Genomic DNA, 18,914 nt, shown 5'->3' with positions numbered 1-18,914 from the left:
GGAGACAGACATACCGCACTCGAATCGAGTGCGGTTGTATGCCGGAGAATTTCCGCCACTTCAAGCTGTCAATCGCACCAGATGGTACTGATCAACAGCAGAAGGATTAACGCTTGGAGAACTGGAAGCTTCGACGAGCTCCCTTCTTACCGTATTTCTTACGCTCAACCATACGGCTGTCGCGAGTGAGGAAGCCACCTTCGCTCAGCACACTGTGGAAAGAGTGATCTTTCGCCTGCAACGCACGAGCGATACCGAGAACCACAGCACCGGTTTGACCGGTTGGTCCGCCGCCCTTTACGGAGACTTCGATGTCCACTTTCCCCAAAGTGCTTGTCGCTTTGAGTGGAGCGTGAATCATCCCGAGATCTCGTTCTACTGGGAAGTATTCTTCCAGTGGACGACCGTTCACGGTGAAGTTTCCGCTTCCATCTTTCAAACGAACTCGAGCAACAGCTGTCTTACGACGGCCAGTTCCCCAGCAGACGCCGAAACGGTCGATCTTGCCGCGGATGGTTGGCTCAAAGTAAGGAGCGGCTTCAACAGCCTCAGCACCCGCTTCGCTGCCAATATCCAGCTCAGAGGCAAGGTTAGCTGATTCCAGTTCGGGAGTGCCGTCTTCCGACATATCTGAATCCTGCGGTCCAGTCGACAAAGTGTTCAAGAAAGCCAATGAAGGCTGACAAGCGACCCTCCCTCACCCGGAGAGAAACCTGAACTCAATCAGGAATAGGCCGCAGTAGCCACCTCCTCACCCAAACGGCGAGGAGAAAAACTATTTTACGTATTCAGGAAATGCTTTTGGATTCTGAGCCTGATGCGGATGCTCAGTTCCGGCATAAAGCTTCAGCTTTGACAGCATTTTGCGTCCAAGCTTCGTCTTTGGCAGCATGCGACGCACGGCCTCAGACAGAATGCGTTCTGGATGCTTCTTCAGCAATTCAGCTGCAGTCTCGACGCGACGACCACTTGGATAACCAGTCCAGTGATCATATTCTTTGACCACGGCCTTCTTGGTGAGATACGGATTGGACTCGTCGGTGACGGCCTTTCCGCTGAATTTCACCTTATCGCAATTGAGCACAACCACGAAATCACCAGTATCGACATGCGGTGTGTACTCGGGCTTGTGCTTGCCCATCAACACGGTCGCGATACGTACAGCCAACCGCCCGACGATTTCGCCTTCTCCATCAATGGAAAACCATTCAGGATTAGTTTCTTCGGTTTTGGCGATGTATGATTTTTGCACCGTTTTCACGGTCGTACCTCAATGCATTTTTACAGAAAGCCCCACCGTAACCAGCCAATCGGTGCGGGGAAGCGGAAAACAATAACGGATCACTCCTTGCGAATCAACTGCATCGACCGTCTCTTTTTTGTAGACTTCGCAAGTCTGTCTCAAGTTCCTGAGAGAAATCTTCTTAGTTCATCGATCAGCCTCCGGCTTTATCGATTGCACTGAAAGAGACGATCCGACCAGTTTAACAGCCTTTCTCTGCAGACTGTAACCTCATGTCGTTTGGCCTGTTAGGAAGTTTTTCGCTCATCGCAGCACTCGCAGTCGCACTGCCTGTGATCGCCCATCTTTTGAGCAAAAGACGCTATCAGGTTGTCAGCTGGGGAGCGATGCAGTTTCTCCAACTGGGAAATCGAACAAAAAGAAAATTTCGAATTCAGGACCTTCTACTCCTCCTGATTCGCATCTGTCTCATCGGAATCGTGGTCGTCGCGATCAGTAGACCGTGGGTTTCTGGAGGAATCTTCTCTCGGTTTACGATGGCAGTTCAGAGGGACATCGTTTTTATTATTGATGGATCAGGCAGCCTGTCTGCCCGTCACGAGAAGGAAAAGGAAACTGTTCACCAGCAGGCCATACAGCAGGTTCACCAAGCATTAAGGAAACTGCATACTGGCGATCGAGTTGCACTCATCGATGCCCGAGCGACTCCGCGTCGCCTGATTCACACCCCCACAACCGATTTCAAACTGGTCCGTGATCAACTCTCCGGTATCCCAGAACCAGCAGGGGCTTCAAACCTGCCACTGGCGATTGAGGATGCCCTGAAGGTGTTGGCAACATCGGCCAACACTCTGCAGAAAATTGTCGTCGTGAGCGACCACCAATCCTTGGGGTGGAAACTGGAAGATGAGTTCGTATGGGAGCGGATCGCCGATCTCAGGCGGCAATTTGACGCATCTCCTCAACTGGAATTCATCCCGTTGGGGAGCGACGTGCCCAATCCGCATAACTTCTCGGTAGGGCGACTCGAATTCTCCCGCGATATGACCGTCCCAGAGTTCCCTATCAAAATTCAGGCGAGGATTCGGCAAGACAACGGAACCGTCCCTGTCAAAAAGCAGGTTTTTCTTGAAATCGACCGTCAGCGAGTCACTGACCAGAATCAGGAAATCACGCTTCCTCCGAACGGGGAAGTCACCGTCGAGTTCAACCACATCTTTTCAGCACCCGGCGAGTATCAAGTTTCCGCTGTGATTCCCCCGGACGAATTGGAATTTGACAACCATGCCGATGGCGTCGTCGCCATTACACCGGGACTTCCGGTCCTGCTGGTCGACGGCGATTCCCGACTGGATCCAACTCGATCTGAATCGTTTTACCTCCGTTCGGCGTTTGCGGCCTCCGGAACGAAATCTCCCTGGATCAACGCAACAATCATCCAACCAGACCAGTTGAACGACCTGCAACTCAGCGGGATTCGGGCGGTTGTTCTATTGAATGTGAAGTCCCTTTCCACACGGCAATGGCAAGCCCTGAAGGCATTCGTTCGTGACGGAGGAGGCCTGATTGTTGCCCCGGGCGACCAGATCGATGCCGCAAAATGGAACCAGCTCGACGCCAAACGCGAAGAGGGGCTTCTTCCCGCTCAATTCACAAAGATTGAACAAGCCCCCACTGGAGAAACAGCCTCAATTGAATCCGACTCCCTTCAGGCTCCGTGGCTGACACGATTTCGACAAGAATCGAACGTCGACTTCGTTCAATCACGATTCGCAAAATGGTGGGGAGTCGATGTTCAACCGACTGAGGCACAAGAGTCTAAAGAGAAGGAGACTCCGGAGCGGCCCAGCGTTTCTCCAACTCAAACTCTGGTCCGAACGACTCAAGGAATTCCGTTGCTGCTTTCTCGGGAATTCGGACAGGGAACAGTCTTGCAACTCACATTTCCACTCGATGCGGACTGGAGCACACTCCCGGCGAAAGGGGACTTCATTCCATTTGTTTACGAAATGACGTTCCGACTGGCTGGTCAGCAAGCGCGACGAAATGTCGATGTCGACATGCCCTTGATGCTTCCACTTCCCCAACACGTTCAGACCAACTACGTGGTCGAAGGCCCCGGCATCCGCAATGCTCCGGCAACTCCTGTTCAAAGAGGCCGCGTTCCCTATGCCGTGTTTCGAGAGACCGCAATTCCCGGCATTTACCGGTTCACAAGGGATGGCTCTCAACAAGTAGGAACCGTTCACCCGTTTGTTGTCGACGATGACCATGCAGAGTCAAATCTCGCAATACTGACAGAAGCCGACTGGGGGCGTCTCGCAAACGACTTTCAGATCAAGAAAATCGACTCCACAGAGAACGTGGTAGCGAGCGATTCTGCGTCACTTCCCAAAGCGGAACTCTGGTGGGTCCTGATGCTCGCGGTCCTTGGACTTCTCATCTTCGAAGCCATTTTGACGAGAAGAATGGTGCAGGGGGGCCACCTCTCCGCAGCGTCGGATTGAATCGTTAAGCAGGATGGACTGATGACGATCGTGCTGGAGAAATCCGCTTCCACACACCGGCGAGCAACACCCAGCCCCCAATCGCTGCCCAATAGTGAAACGCTGCCAGCAACGGGACCATAAATCGCCCTTCGACAGACCACGTCATTCCAATCGCGACGCAATTCGCAGCCAGCAGCACCAGCAAGACTTTCGTAAAGAAATCCCGTCTTGTCAGAAACACGCCGGGCAACGCCAGCACCAGGATTACCCAATCGGTTGGAGTTCGGGGAATCACCTCCAACCAGATCTTCATCGGAGCCAGCAGGATGGCTTTCATTGGGTTCTCTGTCACCCAGTGCTTTGCGGACATTTGCGAATAGTCCGCCATTGCCTTTTCCTGATCCAGCAGGGGAGCGTTCCGATCAATCACTCCATCATAAAAGCCAGTCTGCTCAAGATTGATCCAATGACCGGCATGCTCCCATGCCACATCGCCAAACCCGGCAGCAATCTGCGACGCTCCTTGTGTGCCCAAGGGCATGAAGTCTCGTAAGACAACACAGTTTCGCACCATCCAGGGGAGCATCAGAATTCCAAAAACGCCAAGAAAAACGGTGGTCTGCATCAAGGCCATTTTAACCCGGTGTTCTGGACTGACTTTCCAGCTGAGGAGGATCAGCAGCGCGAGAATTCCGGGGAGCCACAAAATAAAGAGCGAGCGTGCCAGGACGGCCATCGCGAAAATCACCCCGATCAAAACAACATTCTGAATACGAATCCGCTGAGAATGCCTCATCAGCACAATCGCCAGCAGAGTGACACAGAGAACCGAGAACGCTTCTGTCAGAATCGCCCGACCATAGAGCCGTGTCCTGACGTCGGCCAGACAAATCACAAAGCAGAGAATCGCTGGGCCGACACCAACTCGGGTGATCAACACTCCGACAAACAACGCACAACTGATAGCGAGACAGCCGGAATTGAAGACACGAGCCGCCCAAAACTGCCGCCCAAAGGCCAGATCAAACGTAGACAGCACGCATGGAAACAATGGTGGACGACTGGCAATCGTTCCCACTCGACCAGCGGGCAGAACGAACCTCTCATCGACCAAAGCTGCTTGGTCATAAGGCAGGCGAAACTCTGGATCGTTGAAGTCAATCTGAAATCCATTTCCCCTGGCAATCTCCCAGCCCAGCGAGTCGTATTCAGTCTCGTCGCCGCTGGTTGCCGGAGGCTCGTTCAGATCAAAGCGGAACTGGTAATACACCAGCATCGCGGACCAGATGATAAATGTTCCGAGAAGGATCACTGCCCAATCACGCCGGGAAAGCGGGCGATCCGGCAGAAACGTCAGCATACTCTGACTCAGTAATCGATTCATTTTCTGAGTCAGCGATGACATGCAAACAACCTGAGAGAATCCAAGTAAATGCCTTGAAACGGGCCGTGTCGATGCCTGCGAGAATTCGCCTAGGCATGGAAGTGATCGCAACGAATTGTTGACTGAGTTTCAGGGAACTGACATGCTTGAGCAAGCGAGTTTAGCACAAGTATGACATCACCCTCCCACGGTTGCACACGATCTCACACGAAGCAAATGCATCGCCTCACGGTTGCAAAGGACACTCCGCCATGGCCCAAAATAACGATCTGCAATACGGCTATCTGCAATACACCACATGATCGACTCGTCGCTTTAGCAGGAATTTCACTTGATCACTGATTGCCAGCATCACGTTCAGCCTGTAGGCGGATCGCCATCTCACGTTCGTCGTTTGTGGACGATCAGTCTTCTGGTTGTAATCTACTGCATCGCTGAAATCGTCGGTGGAATCTGGACCGGATCACTCGCACTGCTTGCCGATGCAGGGCACATGGTTTCCGATCTGACTTCGCTGCTGATTAGTCTTTTCGCAGCATGGCTGACAACACGCCGTCCGTCGTCACCACACCAGACCTTTGGTTTCCATCGCGCTGAAATTCTCGCCGCACTGATTAACGGCTCGCTGCTGTTTCTGGTCGCTGGCGGAATCCTGCATGAAGCCTGGGATCGGCTGTCTGCTCCGACACCGATTCTCGCGCTGCCGATGCTCGCAATTGCAGGTGGTGGCCTGCTGGTCAATCTCGTCAGTCTGTCGCTTCTGCATGGACATCACCACGAAAACCTCAATATGCGTGGCGTCTGGTTGCATCTGATGGGAGACACGCTGGGGAGTGTGGCAGTCATTGCTGCTGCCGTCCTCATCTGGGCCTTCGGCTGGACCTGGGCCGACCCTGTCGCGAGTATTCTCGCCTGCCTGTTGATTCTGGTTTCCGCCTGGAGACTGACAACGGATGCGATGCGGATCCTGATGGAATACGCCCCGAAAGACGTTGACGTCGATGAGATTCGTGCTCACCTGATGGCCGTACCCGAAGTTCAGGATGTGCACTGTTTACACGTCTGGACAATTGCCAGTGGTCTCAAAGCAATGTCCGCCCATGTCGTTGTCAGCGACGTTCACCCGCAAATAGCGTTGCTCCCGAAACTGCAGGAATCCTTACGAGACTCTTTCTCAATTGACCATATGACCATTCAAATCGAGAAAACCGGAGGCGCATACTGCAGTAACGGAATTGACGGAGCATGTCTAATGACGCACCCCGTCCGCCACCGCGATCATCATGGGCATGATCACCATCATTGATAGGCGTGAGACGTTGATTTACACGTTCAAAGGAATCACCTGACCGTCGTAAGCCAATTCGACTCCGGCAGGCAATCGTGCATTTGTTTCTGCGTGCAACAACGAATGAGAGATGTGAGTCAGATAAGTCTGCTTCGCTCCACATCGTTCCGCGACCTCGATTGCCTGAGCAACCGTAAAATGCGTTGGGTGTGGTTCGTCTCGAATCGCCCCGAGTATCAAGACTCGCAGGTTTTCGAGGAGTGGCCAGCTTTCATCCGGAATCTCGCTCACGTCTGTACAGAATGCGACATCTCCGATTCGGTATCCCAAAATTCCGAGATACCCATGCATGAATCGAATTGGCTGAACCGTCAGTCCGGCGAGAGTAAATGCCTCTTCACCAATCTGGCGAAACTCCAATTTCGGACGGGAATGCAATGACTGCTCAGTTGTGAATGCATAGCTGAACATACGGCGAATCGTATTCTCAACCAGACGTTCACAATACAACGGGATCGGTTCTTTTTGACGAAACCCGAAGATACGCAGGTCATCAACCCCTAAAATGTGGTCTGCATGCCCATGGGTATAGACCACACCGTCGATCCGACGCACATTGACATTCACCAGCTGCAGACGCAGTTCTGGACTGGTATCGATCAGAAAACAGTGTTCCCCATTCTGAACCAGAACGCCGGTTCGAGTTCGCTTATCACGGGGATCAGATGAGGTGCAGACAGGGCAGTCGCAACCAATCATTGGCACCCCCATACTGGTGCCGGTGCCTAACAAGGTCAGGCTTGGCGACTCGTTTTGCCCAATCAATGGTCCACCTCTCACTACAGAATTTGAAAACAAACTTCCCGAGAACACAGGATCGACGATCCGGGAACCTCAATTCAACTGCAATTCGTTTCAAAAAGCGACTCAGTTGAAGAAGCCTCCTGCGAGATTCTCCACAAGTTGCTGTTTACGATTCCCGTTTGTTCGATTGACTGGAAGATTCGCCCGACAACTTGAATGTCTCGTTTCGAATGATCCAACGCCAGACACCGAATGGCAAGATCTCCCAGGAACGATTCTCCCGGGAAAGAGAAGAGGGGTCACTCAGGGAGATCCGGCAGGAGTTCGCTCACCCCATCGGCAGTCACCAGAAGCAGGCGGTCCGTCAACGGATGGTCAATTTCCTTGTGTGCGAAATGTGCCTGAGCCTGGACCCATTCCACGATCGATTGGTTCCCGAAGCTGGTCGTTAAAAAAAAGTCTCGTCCCGGAACGCCAATAATCAGATCTCCATGCATCACTTCCCGTAACGATGCCAGAAAGTCCGGGCAGAGCAATCGCGTCGTATTATAGGAATCAAGGCGATTCGGCATCACCAGTCGAATTCCACTCTCTCCGAGTGTCGAGACGCGAAGCTCCATCGGCTGGCGTTCAAAGTAGCTCTGCAGATTATCAATTGCGATTTCGTGGAGATCCGCGAGAGACAGTCCCCACTTTTTCAGGAGTTCCTCCCGGACATACCAATACGAATCCGACTCATCAACGACATACAGAATCGCCAGCCCAGCCACCCATTGCTGGCCAGACTGTTCCTGCATATTTTCTCGCCAGTCACTCTCTGAATAGAGGACTGGCATAATGCGATCGCGAACCTGCTCGAAATCCGGGGAACGGATATCATCGCCCCACCCCCCGATCCGGACTCCGACCGTCACCATCGAGAGGACGATTCGTTCAAAGTCGTCGGGATAGCGAATATAGGATCGATACGAATTCATCAGATTGAGTCGAGTCGAATCAATCTTCAAATGGAAGCCATCAACCAACTCCAGATCAAGCAGAGGATAGGTTCGTCTGGCGAGTTCCAATGCTCTTTCGGCAAAGACCTCAGGCGGGTCTGCCGGGGATTCTGGCAGTTGAATACTCAGAAGCATCATCCGCACGAGATTTTCGAGCTCGAAATCCCGTTCGGCTCCGTGAATCAGCGTGACCACGACGACCAGCTGGGATTTCTGAATCGTCCAGATTCGGGTCCAGCTCCAGACCGGCGGTTGTAACCAGGACTTCCACCAGATCTGGCTCGAACGGGTATCCACATTCCCTTGAAAGTAATGTGCGGAGTGCTCCCCGATTCGCTCGACTCCAAAGGCCTCGTTGCGAACTCTTGTGAATTCTCCCACGATTTCATTCAGGTGGCTGCGAATCTCGATTTCCCGATTGTCCAACCAGCACGCCTGCAATGTGACGACTGAACCACCTGTTGATGTGCGAAACAGATAATTCCCGTCACGCTGCTCGATCAATTGCCAATGGCGCGGATAGCGCAACTGGAACCAATTGGCAGGTCCGGACAGAAACGCCCAGTGATCTGGAGCCGTCTTACCCAAATGATGTTTCCTTCCAAACGATTCTGCCTGCACTTCGGCGAGCTAGAACATGCAGGACTTCCACCAATCGCTACCCGGTGCATTGCCAAAGTTAAAAATCAGGGCGAAGAGAGTGCAAGCCCGGCAACGACGGGCGTTTATGCTCTGACGCACCCCAAATCCAAGCCCTGACAGGGCACTAGCTGCCAGCCCGTTTCGAGACGTCCACAAACGCCATGCGCAGTTCATGCAATGTCCCTGACAGGAACTGTGATTCCTGTGCAGTCAGATTGCCGTCGCATTTCTTTTCCAAAATCCCGAGCAGATCGATGAAGTGCTTCGCCAAAGATGGCTCAACATGAGTCTCACCTTCCGGCCCCGGGATCAGTCCCATCGCGACAACAGCCTGGGTCGAAAACATCTGAATCATGGTAAAGAAGGTGGCATCCGGCATATGGAGCTCGCCTTCCTCGTCATCGGAAAGTTCACCTGCGTTCCCGGCAGATTGCGGAACATCAGTGCTCTGGCTTGCAGCATCGAGCTTTTTGTCCTCTGCCTTGACGCGAGACTTCCAATCCTCGTCGGTGACAATCTCAATCTTCGATTTCTGTGGTTGAGAATTGTCTTCCGGAATATTTATCCCTGCCATGATCTGTTTCTCTCTTTTCTTCCGAGCTACCTGCTCAATCCCACATTCAATCCATTAACGCAAATATACGAACTGATTGCGGACAATCCAGTCTGCTGAAAATCAGACCGAAACGACCAGAACAACAACCACCGTTGCAACGTTCCAGCATATCTTTGTTGAAGTGACGTCGACAACCGAGCAGGGTGAGAGGGAACCGGATTTCAGGCGAACCAGAGAATTTGTCGTCCAATCAGGACTTCTCTCCTGCTCGCATCCAAATTGCCGACAGGTCTGGTCCTTGACGCATCGTCGAGCAACGTTCATCTTCAGAGGGGCCATCTCGGTTGCCAACCCGTCAGTAACTCACTGCTGATTCGCGTCGGCTTCCAATCCGTCCACGCAAGGAATGAATGTCGATGCTGCTCCGTCTACTTGCATTATCAACTGCGCTCATCATCGGGTTCGCGCCTCAGGTACAGGCGCAACCGAAAGAAGTGCGTGAGATCCCGGCTCCCGGTATTGAAGTTCCTGGTCCGAAACGGGCTCAACTCAATAAAAAACGCATCGAGCTCACCAAGAAGATTTCTCTGCTCAAGCAGAAAAAGAACGACGAAATCGACCGTCTGCTCCCAGACGTCGAGATCTTCTCGCGAGCAGTGCAACTCGCAGTGGAAGGCAACACGTTCTACAACGAAAAGGAAGTTGACGCCGCAGATAAGTTGCTGGACCTCGGTCTGGAACGTGCAGCAGAATTGGCAAACGGGACTTCAAGCTGGACGAAGCAAACGGGTCTCGTTGTGCGTGGATACCGCTCAAAGCTGGACGAAACCGTTCAACCTTATGGGCTCGTCATTGGTCCGGATGTCAAATTCGACGGCGATCCAATCCGCTGCGATATCTGGTTTCGTGGACGAAGTGAGAAAGGACTGGAAGTTCAATTCCTGAACACCAGACTGACCCAGGAAGGGGAGTTCAAACTTCAGAACGGAATCGTGCTGCACCCCATGGGACGCTATTGCAATGCAAATCGCTTCGCTGGTGAAGTGGACGCATTTGAAGCATTGGACCATGTGAAAGCCAACTACAAGATCGACGACAATCGAATTGCCGTCGGCGGCTTCTCGATGGGCGGAGCGTCGTGCTGGGGATTCACCGTTCATTACCCCAGCCTGTGGTTTGCTTCTCACCCCGGTGCCGGGTTCTCTGAGACTTTTCGATTCCTGGGAATGGACAAGAACCCTGATCGCATTCCGGCTCCATACCAGCAAAAACTCTGGGCATTGTACGACGCTCATATTCTGGCCGACAATCTGGTCAACATTCCGACAATTGCCTACAGCGGCGAAAAAGATGGCCAGAAGATGGCGTCTGACATCATGGTTGAATCTGCAGCCAAGTATGGAATCACTCTTCCACACGTCATTGGCCCAGACACCGCCCACAAGCTACATCCAGATTCAAAGAAGATCATCTCTGATCGACTGAACGAACTGGCAGTCAAAGGTCGAAATCTTGTCCCTCCAAGTATCCGCTTCACGACCTACACACTGAAGTACAACAACTGTGCCTGGATCACAATTAACGGTCTGGGAGAACACTGGAACGAAGCTTTCGTGCATGCCGATCTGGTGTCTCCAGATGCTCCAAAAGGCATTAGCCTCAAGACGAAGAACATCACAGATTTAACAGTCAATTTCCCTGCAGAGATCAGCCCGTTTGCGGCAGACAAAGAGATCGCCATCACCATCGATGGGCAGTCGATCACCGGAACAAAGTCGGGATTCAACAAGGCTGTCGCGGCTCGCTTTCAACTGAAAGACGGAAAATGGTCCAGCGTTGCTGCTGATTCAACCGCCACTGGTTTGGTGAAGAATCACAATCTGCAGGGGCCAATTGACGACGCCTTGATGGGTCCATTCCTGTTTGTAAAGCCAACTGGAAATTCAGCTCATCCGGCAATCGCGAATTGGGTCAAGGAAGAACAGGCTCGAGCCACGAAAAACTGGGAGCGACAGATGCGCGGGGTCGCTCGAGTTCGTCGCGACTCTGAAATCAGCGCAGCAGACATTCGCAATCACAATCTGATTCTCTGGGGATGCCCTCAAAGCAATTCCATCATCAAGAAAGTCATTGCTGATCTCCCGGTGAAATGGACCGAAAAGGAACTGACCGTTGGAGAGAATCAATACGATCCAGCAACACATGCACTTGTCATGGTCTATCCGAATCCTCTCAATCCAGAACGATACATTGTCATCAACAGCAGTCTGACCTATCGGGAATTTGACTACGAAAACAATGCCCGGCAGACCCCAAAACTTCCGGATTGGGCAGTGATCGATACCCGACAGACACCTAACAACTTCACTCCCGGAAAAATCGTTGATGCCGACTTCTTCAATGAGTTGTGGCAAGTCAAAAAGGCCGCGAAATAACATCGCATGCCCCACGTTCTTTCAATCATCCCGTGTTGATGTTTGATTAAGAAACAAGGTCAACGATCAAGCAAATTCCAATCGTTCGAAGACTCCCGTGGTGCAAATCACGGGAGTCTTTCATTTTGGGAGACCGCGAATTCGTTGCAATTGCTCCGCTGCATCTCATCTGCACTGAACTCCTTCCTTCCGAACATCACAGAGCTGGGCGATTTCGGTACAATCCAGACAGCCACATTTTGTTGCTTTCTCCAGTTCTCGATTGAAGTGACCTGTTCATGCCATATTCAAAACGCATTGCATTCGTATTGTGTTGCAGCATGACGCTATTTCTCTCGCCAAAGTCGGACACATTCGCTGCGGACGAGACACCTGTTTCCTTCTTATCCAACGGAATCACGGCTCATCGTGGTAACTCGGCAGAGTACCCGGAGAACACCATGCCGGCATTTCAGTCAGCGCTTCAGGTGGGAGTCGACTGGATCGAACTCGACATCTTCAGGACACGCGATGGCGAGATCGTCGTCACGCATGATGCCACCACAGGACGCGTTGCAGGCAAGAATCTGGTCATCGCTGACAGCACTTACGAAGAGTTGAAAGAACTTGACGTTGCCACCGACTTTCGTAACCGCAATCAACTGTCATTGAAAAGCTGTCCAAAAGAGACAATGCCGACGCTTTTCGATGTGCTTCAACTCATCATGTCGCAAGAGAAAACCCGCGTCTCAATTCAGCCGAAATCAGATTGTGTGGCAGAGGCCGTCGCCCTGGTTCAATCACTCGAAGCAGACAAGTGGGTCGGGTTTAATGATGGCAATCTGAACTACATGAAGCAGGTGAAGGAACTCGCTCCACACTTGATCGTGTTCTGGGATCGCGGCCCACAGACCAATCTGGCTGAAGAGATCAAGATTGCGAACGAGTTTGGGTTTGAAGCACTTGTGTTGCGGCACGATGGAGTGACAACAGAAAAAGTGCAGCAGATTCAAAACGCTGACATCGAAGCCGGAGCATGGACGGCGAACTCCGACGCCGATCTCAAACGGTTATTGCTCGCCGGAGTTGATCGCATCTATACCGACCGACCTGCGGCCGCTCTCCAACTGAAAACGCAACTGCAAAAGAGCGGACAACTGAAACCTCGCCCTTAGTCGGGCCCAGCCAAACATGAGATTGGTAGCTCTCCGTTCAAACAGATCGTACTTGTCCGTCAAATCAATCCGGCCAGCGAACTGATTCCACGGCGTCGCGACTTTCATCTCGTCCGGCTTTGTTGACACAACACTCACTTCCGAACTGCGTTAGTACTTCGTCCATGGCAGATACACTTTACATTGTCGATACATTCTCGCTTGTCTTTCAGGTGTATCACGCGATTCGTCAACCAATGACCGGAACACGTGGGCAGCCGACGAATGCTGTCTATGGATTCGTCGGTGACATTCAACACCTGCTGAGAGACAAGCATCCCAGCCACCTCGTCTTCGCCATGGAGTCACAGGAGCCTGCGGAACGTCTCTCCATTTTCGAGGACTACAAAGCAAATCGATCGGCGATGCCCGACGATCTGCGTCCACAGATCCCGATGATCATGGATGTGCTTGCGGCCTATCGAATCCCTGTCATTTCCTGTCCCGGCTGGGAAGCAGACGACGTGATTGCCACGCTTTCAGTGCAGGCAGGACAACAGGGAATGGACGTCCGAATTGTCAGCAATGACAAGGATCTGCGGCAGTTGATCACTCCGAAGGTGAAGCTGTATCACATTCGCAAGAAGCAGTTCATGGACGAGCAGCATCTCCTCGAAGAATGGGGAGTCCGTCCCGATCAGGTTGTCGACTTTCAATCACTCGTCGGCGACAGCGTCGACAACGTTCCCGGTGTTCCTGGGGTCGGCCCTAAAACAGCACGCATCCTGCTTGAACGGTTCGAAACACTGGAAGCGGTTCTTGATAACGCAGATCAGGCTCCCGGAAAGAAACTGATTGAGAACCTGAAGCAATTTCGCGATCAAGCACTAATGAGCCGCGAGCTTGTCCGATTGCGAACGGATCTTCCGTTGGATGCCGACCTCTCTCAATTCGCAATTCAACAGCCAGACAAACAATCGCTGTTAGATCTCTTCAACGATTTCGCATTTCGAAGATACGCTCAGGAAGTTCAAGCTGCGATGTTGCCTCCAGTCAAACTGACAGGGCAACAGACACTCTTCTCAATGGATGATGACGCTCCGCCTGCGAAGAGTGTGTCGAGCAAAAAGGCTATCACAGAACCGAAATCGGTCGGGGATGTCAGCGAAGCGGCCAACGGCGAATCTGCCCCTTGGGACGACGAGGAATCAGCGTCCTCGGATGCGAGCACAACCCAGGTTGTTGCCGCAGATGCTGTTCCGCGAAAATGGTTCACCATCGACACTCCCAGAGAATTCGAAGGGTTGCTGACCCGACTGCAATCTCAACCTAAGATCTGTGTCGATCTGGAAACAACCGGAACCGACCCGTTGAAAGCATCTATCGTCGGTTGGGCGATTTCGTATCAGGCCGGGGAAGCGTATTACATTCCAGTTCAAGGCCCTCTCGGTGCGCAAACACTGCCTGCTGACGAAGTGATCAATGGGATGAAGCCGATTCTGGAGAATCACGCAACGACCATCGTCAATCAGAACATTAAGTATGACTGGTTGGCCATGCGGAAGGTCGGCATCGACATTGCTTCGATTGGTGTCGATCCTATGGTGGGCGATTATCTACTGGATGCCGGTGCTCGCAGCCACGGACAGGATGAACTTTCGCGTCGCTATCTTTTCCGGCAGATGATTCCGATCACAGATTTGATTGGAACTGGAAAGAAGCAGAAATCAATGGCCGACGTGGAAGTCGACCGCGTCGCTGAATACGCGTCCGAAGATGCCGACGTCGCCCTGCAACTCGCCGACCTCATTGAAGCCAGATTGAAGGAAGAGAACCTCTGGAATCTCTACTGGGATCTGGAGCGTCGGTTGATCCCGGTGCTTGTGGAGATGGAATGGAACGGGATCCGGATTGATGTCGCGGAATTAAAGAAGCAGAGCCTCGATGTTACGCATCGTCTCGAAGAACTGATCGTCAAGATCTATGAGGTCGCCGGCGAAACATTCAACATTGATTCGCCCAAGCAGCTCGCGAAGATCCTGTTCGAAAAACTGAAGCTCCCTGTTCAGAAGAAAACCAAAACCGGATTCAGCACCGATCAGGAGGTCCTCGAAAAGCTTGCCCCGTTACACACGCTCCCGGCCTTGCTGATTGAGCACCGGATGTTGTCGAAGCTGAAAGGAACGTATCTTGATGCGCTCCCGTCACTCGTGAATCCGAGGACCGGAAATCTGCATACCTCGTTCAGCCAGACCACAGCAGCAACCGGCCGCCTGAGTTCGAGTGACCCGAACCTCCAGAACATTCCGGTTCGGACCCCAGAAGGAAGTCGCATTCGCCGCGCATTCCAGCCATCGAAGCCAGGCTGGAAACTGATCTGTCTGGACTACTCTCAGATTGAGTTGCGCATGCTGGCTCACTTCTGTCAGGACGCCGCACTTCAGGAATCATTCCGAAATGGCGAAGACATTCACACCACCGTCGCCGCTCAGGTCTATGGAGTTCCGCAAAGCGAAGTGACCTCCGATCAGCGTCGCGTCGCCAAAGCGGTTAACTTCGGAGTGATCTACGGGCAGACATCCTTCGGGCTCGCTGCAACTCTCGGCATCACAAAGGAGGACGCTGCCACATTCATTGAAGAGTATTTCACTCGATACGCGACCGTTCAGCAGTTCATTAACTCTACTCTGGAAGAGTGTCTTCGCGTCGGGTACGCATCCACAATTCTGGGCCGTCGCCGAGAAATTGTTGGCATCCGTCCACTAGTGACCGGCAACCTGAATCTTCCAGAACGAACAGCGGTCAACGCCGTCATTCAAGGGTCTGCAGCGGACCTGATCAAACAGGCGATGATCAACATTTTTGATCGACTGAAGAAGGAGCAACATCCCGCTCGTATGCTGCTTCAGATTCACGACGAACTTGTATTTGAAGCACCAGAAGAAGCGGTTGATTCACTGATTGACCTCGCCAGACATGAAATGACGACGGCGCTGGAACTGAATGTTCCAATCGTTGTGGACTGTAAAGTCGGTGACAACTGGCTTGATGCCGAGCGGTACCCAAAGGCGATTTGAATCGGCAGCCGGATGTCTCCTCTCAGCCTCGCACTCAAGCATTGACCCGACTTCAATCAGGTCAATGAACGCAGTACAATCGGAGCAGGTGATTGAACCGCAAAGGGTCGTTCCAAAGTTGGATACGTCCACAAGTTTGTGTTCCTCCCTGAATTCGATATTCCGTCTAAAAGCCTCGCACAGCAGCAATGCCCTAAAGCTTCAGGAGCCTGACTGATGAACCAAGATCTGAATCGTCGCAATTTTCACCAGATGGCTCTGGCAGCATTCGGAGGCCTGATGGCCGGATCTCTCGCTGGTTGCCCGAAAGGCCCAGAAGTCGGCAAAGATCCGGTATCGCCAGCAGAAGAAGCAGGGGCAACACCAGCAGGACAGGATCAAGTCAGCCTGTTGTTGACCGAACCGCACGTCTGTCGCGGGTTGAATACCTGTAAAAACCTGGGTGCCAGCAAAGACAACGCCTGTGCTGGACAGGGAACATGTGCTTCCGTCGTCGCTCACGCCTGCGGAACTCAGAACGAGTGCAAAGGGCAGGGCGGATGCGGAGCAAAGCCGGGTGAAAATGACTGCAAAGGCCAAGGTCTCTGCCACGTTCCATTGGAGCACGCCTGGGAATCAGGTCGAAAGAATTTTGAAGCGGCCATGAAAGCAGCAGGCAAAGACTTCGGCGCAGCTCCAGCCAAAGTGGCGATGTAGAGCGCCGCTTTCCCGCAGTGAAAAGTTCGCACAAAACTCGGTCCGCTCCAGATGGTCATTCACACTGGAGCAGACCAGCTTTTTTATAGACACTGTTCTCTTCACGATTCATACAGCGACCAGCCTGACGGTCGGTCACAATCAGGCCAGAGTGCCTCTTTCGTAAAGTGAAGGAAATGGCGCGAGGCGACTCGGTCAATCAATCAAAGCTCGGAATGCCTCATCTCGGCATGGGTGTCGGGCTCCGGTCCGTTCACTACTCGCACATTCTCAATGAATCACCAGCCGTCGACTGGTTTGAGATCATCTCCGAGAACTACATGGATTCCCAAGGGCGCCCCCGCTACGTCCTTGAGCAAATTGCCGAACGCTACCCAATCGTCATGCATGGGGTTTCCCTTTCGATTGGCAGCTCCGATGAACTTGATTTCGACTATCTTCGAAAACTCAAAAACCTTGCTGGCGCAGTACATCCCCATTGGGTCTCCGACCATCTCTGTTGGACCGGCATCGCCGGAGTGAACTCGCACGATCTGCTTCCCGTCCCGCTGACAGAAGAGACCCTGAAGCATGTCGTGAAACGCATTGACATTGTTCAAGACTTTCTGGAACGCCCGCTCGTGCTGGAGAATCCGAGCAGCTATGTCACTTTCGCCTGTTCCACCATGCCGGAATGGGAGTTTTTGAGTCGCATGGCTGAAGAGACTGGCTGTGGTCTGCTGCTCGATGTGAACAATGTCTACGTCTCAAGTGTGAACCACAACTTCGATCCACGAGAGTACATTGCGAAGGTTCCTCATGATCGAATTGTGCAGATCCATCTCGCCGGACATACCAACATGGGGACCCATTGCATTGATACCCATGATGGACCAGTGATTGACCCTGTCTGGGAGTTGTATCGACTTGCCCACAACTTCACCGGCGGCACATCAACACTGCTGGAATGGGACGCGAAGATTCCTGAGTTTCCAGTCGTTCATGCGGAGGTCCTGAAAGCACGCGACCACGTTGAAGGCCTCTCGCTTCAACCCTGTGCAACACCAGAGACACAGTCACAGCTGAATCAATTATCAGGCCAGCTCACCGGCTCCATTAAAAAGGAAGTGAATCCCAATTCTGGAACGGCCATCCCGCAACCAGCAGTCTTTATTACCGCTGAGGTGGAGTAATGAATAACTCTCCACACCTCGACGTAATTCAACGCTGGATGATGTCGGTGATCAGCAATCCAGAAGGAATCGTCGCAGGCATCAGCAGCCCCAAAGCACAACAGGAAATCGCGGTTGTTCCAGAGCAGATCAACGATGTGATTCTCCCGTCGCACGAATGCTCAAGCGTGCAACGACTGGCGGTCTATGGAAACGCTTACTTCGCCAGACTCATCGAATGTCTGGAAGGAGAGTTCCCTGCTGTCAGATTCCTTGTCGGCAAAGACGCCTTTGCTGGTTTCGTACTGACTTACCTGAAGGAATCGCCTCCCAGCAGCTATACGCTCGCTGATCTCGGACGCCGATTCCCGGATTCACTCAGTGCTAACCGCCCACCAAAGGCTAATGATGATCCTGCCTATGACTGGGCAGACTATTTGATCGAAGTTGCGAAGTTAGAACGTCTCTACAGTGAAGTCTTTGACGGTCCTGGGGATGAACAAAAGGACAAGTTAAGTGCGGAATCACTCCTGTCGATCCCGCCCGAACAGTTGCTCAATATTCAGTTTGAAGTCACCCCATCACTGAGATTGATTCAATTTCAGTTTCCTGTACACGAAGCAATCACCGCCGTTCGCAAAGAGAAACCTGTTCCTCCATTGCACCAGCAGGAAACGTATCTCGCTGTTCACCGGGTTGACTTCATTGTGCGACGAACCGTGATCGATGCCCCACAGTTCATATTGCTTCAGGAACTGCAGCAGGGGACAACGCTGATCGATGCGTTATCAGTTTTGATCGAAAAAGTTGGCGAGCAAAGCTTTTCTCCAGCGATGCTGCAAAACTGGTTCAAGAACTGGACGAAGTACGGCTACTTCCTCAACGTCCATCTGCCTGAATGAGTGCTTATCAATAAATTCTTTTCACAGCAGACGCAGAATCAGATTCCGTCTCAGACCGAAGCAGGTAAAAAGAAAGAGCCTTGAGCATTTCGCCCAAGGCTCTTTCTTCAGATCAG

Annotated in this window: 14 protein-coding genes; 8 read left to right on the top strand and 6 right to left on the bottom strand. The window is 52.4% G+C overall.

Annotation, left to right across the window (positions count from 1 at the left end; all coding sequences use genetic code 11):
• Window positions 1–106: 106 nt before the first annotated feature.
• Complete coding sequence (gene rpsI / locus SH527x_RS01655; protein WP_437192917.1) at window positions 107–628, bottom strand: 30S ribosomal protein S9; 522 nt, start codon at window positions 626–628, stop codon at window positions 107–109.
• A gap of 147 nt (window positions 629–775) precedes the next feature.
• On the bottom strand, window positions 776–1,261 hold the full coding sequence (rplM, locus tag SH527x_RS01650; RefSeq protein ID WP_437192916.1) for a 50S ribosomal protein L13: 486 nt from the start codon (window positions 1,259–1,261) through the stop codon (window positions 776–778).
• Window positions 1,262–1,515: 254 nt separating this feature from the next.
• On the opposite strand from rplM, the gene SH527x_RS01645 reads away from it, so the two are divergent.
• The gene (locus SH527x_RS01645) at window positions 1,516–3,750 is read left to right on the top strand and encodes a VWA domain-containing protein (protein WP_437192915.1); all 2,235 of its coding nucleotides are present in this window, start codon (window positions 1,516–1,518) and stop codon (window positions 3,748–3,750) included.
• 4 nt (window positions 3,751–3,754) lie between these two features.
• Here SH527x_RS01645 and SH527x_RS01640 read toward each other — a convergent pair whose 3' ends face one another.
• Complete coding sequence (locus tag SH527x_RS01640; protein ID WP_437192914.1) at window positions 3,755–5,137, bottom strand: ArnT family glycosyltransferase; 1,383 nt, start codon at window positions 5,135–5,137, stop codon at window positions 3,755–3,757.
• A gap of 310 nt (window positions 5,138–5,447) precedes the next feature.
• Here SH527x_RS01640 and SH527x_RS01635 point away from each other — a divergent pair, with 310 nt between their 5' ends.
• Window positions 5,448–6,422: a cation diffusion facilitator family transporter gene (locus SH527x_RS01635; RefSeq protein ID WP_437192913.1), complete on the top strand. Its 975-nt coding sequence runs from the start codon at window positions 5,448–5,450 to the stop codon at window positions 6,420–6,422.
• Between the two features lie 18 nt (window positions 6,423–6,440).
• On the opposite strand, the gene SH527x_RS01630 is transcribed toward SH527x_RS01635, so the two are convergent.
• The 3 genes from SH527x_RS01630 to SH527x_RS01620 form a co-directional block, all read right to left on the bottom strand.
• Window positions 6,441–7,229 carry an MBL fold metallo-hydrolase gene (locus tag SH527x_RS01630; protein WP_437192912.1) on the bottom strand — a complete coding sequence of 263 codons (789 nt, stop codon included), beginning with the start codon at window positions 7,227–7,229 and terminating at the stop codon, window positions 6,441–6,443.
• 278 nt (window positions 7,230–7,507) lie between these two features.
• Window positions 7,508–8,794, bottom strand: coding sequence for a DUF1444 family protein (locus SH527x_RS01625; protein ID WP_437192911.1), 1,287 nt, complete (start codon window positions 8,792–8,794; stop codon window positions 7,508–7,510).
• Between the two features lie 178 nt (window positions 8,795–8,972).
• A complete protein-coding gene (locus tag SH527x_RS01620; protein ID WP_437192910.1) occupies window positions 8,973–9,422 on the bottom strand; it encodes a DUF1844 domain-containing protein in 450 nt (149 codons plus the stop codon).
• Between the two features lie 392 nt (window positions 9,423–9,814).
• Between SH527x_RS01620 and SH527x_RS01615 the strand changes: the two genes are divergently transcribed.
• The 6 genes from SH527x_RS01615 to SH527x_RS01590 all read left to right on the top strand — a co-directional run bounded on the left by SH527x_RS01615 (window position 9,815) and on the right by SH527x_RS01590 (window position 18,798).
• On the top strand, window positions 9,815–11,839 hold the full coding sequence (locus SH527x_RS01615) for a hypothetical protein (RefSeq protein WP_437192909.1): 2,025 nt from the start codon (window positions 9,815–9,817) through the stop codon (window positions 11,837–11,839).
• 278 nt (window positions 11,840–12,117) lie between these two features.
• A complete protein-coding gene (locus SH527x_RS01610) occupies window positions 12,118–12,993 on the top strand; it encodes a glycerophosphodiester phosphodiesterase (RefSeq protein ID WP_437192908.1) in 876 nt (291 codons plus the stop codon).
• Window positions 12,994–13,157: 164 nt separating this feature from the next.
• Window positions 13,158–16,049 (top strand): DNA polymerase I, encoded by a 2,892-nt coding sequence (polA, locus tag SH527x_RS01605; RefSeq protein WP_437192907.1) that lies wholly within the window; start codon window positions 13,158–13,160, stop codon window positions 16,047–16,049.
• 216 nt (window positions 16,050–16,265) lie between these two features.
• On the top strand, window positions 16,266–16,745 hold the full coding sequence (locus tag SH527x_RS01600) for a hypothetical protein (protein WP_437192906.1): 480 nt from the start codon (window positions 16,266–16,268) through the stop codon (window positions 16,743–16,745).
• A 176-nt stretch (window positions 16,746–16,921) separates the two neighbouring features.
• Window positions 16,922–17,917, top strand: coding sequence for an MNIO family bufferin maturase (gene bufB, locus SH527x_RS01595; protein ID WP_437192905.1), 996 nt, complete (start codon window positions 16,922–16,924; stop codon window positions 17,915–17,917).
• Window positions 17,917–18,798 carry an HvfC/BufC family peptide modification chaperone gene (locus SH527x_RS01590; RefSeq protein ID WP_437192904.1) on the top strand — a complete coding sequence of 294 codons (882 nt, stop codon included), beginning with the start codon at window positions 17,917–17,919 and terminating at the stop codon, window positions 18,796–18,798. The genes bufB and SH527x_RS01590 overlap by 1 nt, the downstream gene beginning before the upstream one ends.
• Window positions 18,799–18,914: the final 116 nt, after the last annotated feature.

Origin of the sequence: Planctomicrobium limosum, assembly GCF_051465645.1 — a bacterium.
Lineage (GTDB): Bacteria > Planctomycetota > Planctomycetia > Planctomycetales > Planctomycetaceae > Planctomicrobium.
Note: the sequence above shows the minus strand (reverse complement) of the source record. Positions and strands in the feature narration are given on the sequence as shown.

Excerpts from the sequence above, each read along its gene's own strand:
- rpsI (WP_437192917.1), bottom strand. The coding sequence starts at position 628 with ATGTCGGAAGACGGCACTCCCGAACTGGAATCAGCTAACCTTGCCTCT.
- bufB (WP_437192905.1), top strand. The coding sequence starts at position 16,922 with ATGGCGCGAGGCGACTCGGTCAATCAATCAAAGCTCGGAATGCCTCAT.
- SH527x_RS01610 (WP_437192908.1), top strand. The coding sequence starts at position 12,118 with ATGCCATATTCAAAACGCATTGCATTCGTATTGTGTTGCAGCATGACG.
- SH527x_RS01590 (WP_437192904.1), top strand. The coding sequence starts at position 17,917 with ATGAATAACTCTCCACACCTCGACGTAATTCAACGCTGGATGATGTCG.
- SH527x_RS01640 (WP_437192914.1), bottom strand. The coding sequence starts at position 5,137 with ATGTCATCGCTGACTCAGAAAATGAATCGATTACTGAGTCAGAGTATG.
- polA (WP_437192907.1), top strand. The coding sequence starts at position 13,158 with ATGGCAGATACACTTTACATTGTCGATACATTCTCGCTTGTCTTTCAG.
- SH527x_RS01615 (WP_437192909.1), top strand. The coding sequence starts at position 9,815 with ATGTCGATGCTGCTCCGTCTACTTGCATTATCAACTGCGCTCATCATC.
- SH527x_RS01620 (WP_437192910.1), bottom strand. The coding sequence starts at position 9,422 with ATGGCAGGGATAAATATTCCGGAAGACAATTCTCAACCACAGAAATCG.
- SH527x_RS01645 (WP_437192915.1), top strand. The coding sequence starts at position 1,516 with ATGTCGTTTGGCCTGTTAGGAAGTTTTTCGCTCATCGCAGCACTCGCA.
- SH527x_RS01600 (WP_437192906.1), top strand. The coding sequence starts at position 16,266 with ATGAACCAAGATCTGAATCGTCGCAATTTTCACCAGATGGCTCTGGCA.